Annotated in this window: 2 protein-coding genes; both read right to left on the bottom strand. The window is 58.6% G+C overall.

The features are described from left to right. Positions 1 to 558: 558 nt before the first annotated feature. Positions 559 to 2,118, bottom strand: coding sequence for a hypothetical protein (locus LAN64_20540; protein ID MBZ5570215.1), 1,560 nt, complete (start codon positions 2,116 to 2,118; stop codon positions 559 to 561). Between the two features lie 178 nt (positions 2,119 to 2,296). Further along, complete coding sequence (locus LAN64_20535; GenBank protein ID MBZ5570214.1) at positions 2,297 to 3,556, bottom strand: hypothetical protein; 1,260 nt, start codon at positions 3,554 to 3,556, stop codon at positions 2,297 to 2,299. Between the last annotated feature and the right edge of the window lie 126 nt (positions 3,557 to 3,682).

Genomic DNA, 3,682 nt, shown 5'->3' with positions numbered 1-3,682 from the left:
CTGGAAGGACATCTGGCAACTGAGAGCAATCCTAGGAAGAGGAGAAACAGAAAAAGCTGCGACTAAGCAGGAGGTCGCGTAACATGATCCCGAGCGCCGCTCTTCAACCTCCAACTAAAAGCGGGACACTCTCGCTGCCGTGGCGCTCAATCTCAAGGGCAAAAACAAGCCCAAGCCCAAGCCGAAGCCCCGGCGAGCCACCAGCAAGCGGGCCGGCTAGCTTCATCATGCCTCCGCGTCCTCTGAAGCCTTTTCCGCAAGCACAACAAAACAAGCTCTAGATTCTCCTTCCTTGTCACAGACATCTCGCCGTCACTCCGGATATGCTTCTCGATGCGCTCAGGCGCAAGTTGTCGTGTCCTTACAGGCACCATTTAGTTCTTTGACAACAAATCGGCCAGTCATCGAGGCTTTGAGATTTTACTCAACGGTTAACATCGAGCTTCACGGTAACCGTGGGTTACCCGACGGTATACCGTGCATAAGTTGTTGATCCTACGTTCCGGCATGGGGAGGGTGGTCTTTAACACCTCTTATCCAGAGTTATTACCGTTTAAGTTACCACGTGTAGTGCACCGCGTACGTGATCGTGACCTCGCCGTTCGCCGGAATGGCCACCGGAAACTCGATCTGGTTCGCGTCCAGCTTGCGGTAATCGTGGTTACGGTTGCTGATCTCCCAGTTGGCGCAGCGATACAAGTGTTCGACCGCGCGCACCGACACCGTTTCCTTCTTGTGATTGCGCAGCTTGATCTCGAATGACTCGTCAACCGTGTGCCTGTTGCTGTCCACGCGGTAATCGACGCGTCGGCGCTCGCCCACCACGTCAAACGCGTTGCCGGTGTAGAGGCGGATGGTTTCGTCGGTCGGCGTGTGGTCGATCATGTTCTCGCCGGTGAATTGCAGGCGTCCATCCTCGTCGCGGCGATAGAAGCGCATGCGCCCGCGGGGCAGCGCGATGCCGAGGTGATTCGCACTGGAATTCTTCAGCTCCTGCATCACCCACACCTTCGGGTTCGACTGCGTCCCATAGCTGGGATCGTTGCGGATGTTTTCAAACGACCAGCCGCGATACTGGTTCCAATTGATATTGGCGCCGTCGTAAACGTACAGCCGCTGCGAATGCACGCCGGTGGCGCGCACGAATTCCACCTGCTTGGTCTCGTGATCGCGCAGCGTGACCGCGCGCTCCAGGGTGTAGAGGTGATATTCGTCGAAGGAGCGCTCGGTGACGGCAGGCTGCATTCTTGCATCCGCCGATTTCGCCATGGCCTCGTTCACGACCATGCCGGACGCCATTCCAGGAACGAGCTTGTTGACGTCGCCGGCCATCAGGCGCACGCGGGCATGCTCAAAGGTCTTGCCGCTGGTGTTGTCCATGGTGACCCAGCCGATCACGTCGAGTACGTCGCCGGACTCCTTCACCCCATCGCGCGCGGCGCGTGCTGGGGACCCCGACTCCGGCGCGACCACGTTGTAATCGGCCTCCCAGCGCATTCCGCCCGACACGTACGACAGTTCGGCATCGAGCTTGCCGGGCTTGTCGGTGGCCAGCAGCCAATGCAGCGTCGGCTTGAGCACGGTATCGCTGCCGAGCGCGGGAAACAGCGGCTGTCCGGGCAGGCCGAACTGCAGGTGTCCCTCCACCTCGATGATGGGTTGCGCGTTGCCCTGCGCGTACTGGCCGTTGCGGTAATCGTAGACGCGCGGCACGTAGCCGCTGCGGATGACTTTGCCGGCAACGATCTTCTCGGGATTGACGCGGAAGTCGATTGTCTTGCCCTCGTACATGGAGAGCAGCAGTTCCTGAGAGACTGGATCGTTGCGGAAGTTCTGCTCCAACACCTGAAGCTGGCGGTGGCCGAGCGGATCGCGCAGCATCACCGAATCGGGCTCCAGGAAAGCGGTGGTGTCGGTGAAGCGGATGTTGTTGACGCCGGGCTTCAGGTCCAGATCCAGCGCTTGCCGCACCACGGCGAAGTTCTGGTTGTAAATGGTGATTGCCGGGCCGGTGGCGCCCTCGTCGGCTTGTTGCGCCGGGCTGGCGGTAACCAACGCCGCGCCTACGAAACACATGGCCAGCAAAATGACTGCGGTGATTGCGAACTTGCGGTTCATGTTCTCTCCTTGTCTGCTGCAGAGAGAACGCGCAGGTGCGCGCAGCTTGCGGGCGGATTGGGTTACGTTGGTAATGACGGCATTAACTTTCCGGTTTTCTACTTTCTAGGCAAGAAGAGAGCAGCTTGCGCTGCCCTCTCGGAAACAGACACTACAAACTCGAATGTGGGCCCGGGAACTATCGCCTCCAGAAACTCAAGCTTTCAAGTAACTGCCGATCGAAATCTGCCCATGGAGAGCTGGCGTGCCGGGCGCGCCCGCGGTTATGCGACGATTGGGCCGGCGCTAGGGTCAAGAACACGTCATAGGCCCAGGTTTCTGACTGCAGACCTGCGTTGATCTTGGCGCGATAGCGGAATTCGTTACCGTACCGGTCTTTTCTTCTCGACTCCCGGTAGTCGAGGCTGATGGAGTAAACGCCGAGGGATGGCAGCGGAGAGAGTTCGTTGGGTTCAGAGATGCCGTTGTGGTTGGAATCGATCCAGAGGCGCAGCGAGGCGAAAATGGCGTCGCGGCTGTCGATGACACCGTCGCCATTGCCGCCGTTTTCTGGTTTGTCGTACTCGGCCAGAGCGAGGAACCCGTTCTTGAGCGGAGAGGGCGGCTGCGGCGTGAAGTTGCCAAACAGCTCCGTAGCATTATCAATCTGTCCGTTACCATCTCTGTCCAAGGCGAGAAAGGCGTTGTGAAATGCGCTGTTCGTCCACGAGACCTGCTCCTGCTTTCCGTCCGCATTGATGTCGAAGAGAACGCCGGAGGCGGCGGAAGTAAGGTGGAATCCTGCGCCCGATGCGTCAATTACGAGGGGGCATGGGTCTTCCAAGCACTGGCATGTGTCGGCATCCCACCCGAGCACACAGTCGTAATTGGGCTCACAGTGTGGCCCCCCGAGGTGGCACCGGCAGTTGGTGAAACTTCCACCCCGTGCTTCGCAGTCATCGGATGCCGAGAGGAACTGCTCCTGCGTTAGCTCGCAGGCCTCGCTCGAGCTGCAGGTGCAGACGGCTTGGTCCCATGTTGCGGCACATGAGTTTTTCGCGGAGACAAATTGATCAAAGCTCATGGAGGAGCTTTGATTAGCCAGGCACTCATCTGGCGCAGTCCCGACAGCGCTTGATTGGGTTCCAGTGCAGATACCCGGATAGTAGCCGTTTGCCGCCTTCGCGGCAGATATATCGCACGGCGTCGGGCCATTGGGCAGGACGCTCGTATCGTTGGTTGGAGCGCCGAGGATCATAATCGTGCTCTTAGAGGGACAATACACACCGCAGTGACCCAGCCCAAAACTGTGACCGATCTCATGTGCCATGACTTGACGGAGAAAGGTAATGTCTGTGATAGCGTTGCTGAGATAGGTATATGCGTAAGCACGGATCAGGCCACCAGTTTGAGGTGGACCTGTGCCACCATTACCACCCTGCAAAATGTGGTTCTGCACAAGAATCTGGTGAACTGCGCATTCTATGCGGCTTTCTGAAGAACCAGGAATTGGGTCTTGGTGGCGGCCAGCCGCTGCGCCTTGAGCAGCAGGTAGTTCAGGTCGCGGTAGCCGCGGCCACGACGT

This window comes from Terriglobia bacterium (genome assembly GCA_020073185.1).
In the GTDB taxonomy this organism is placed as follows: Bacteria; Acidobacteriota; Terriglobia; order Terriglobales; family Acidobacteriaceae; genus JAIQGF01.
Note: the sequence above shows the minus strand (reverse complement) of the source record. Positions and strands in the feature narration are given on the sequence as shown.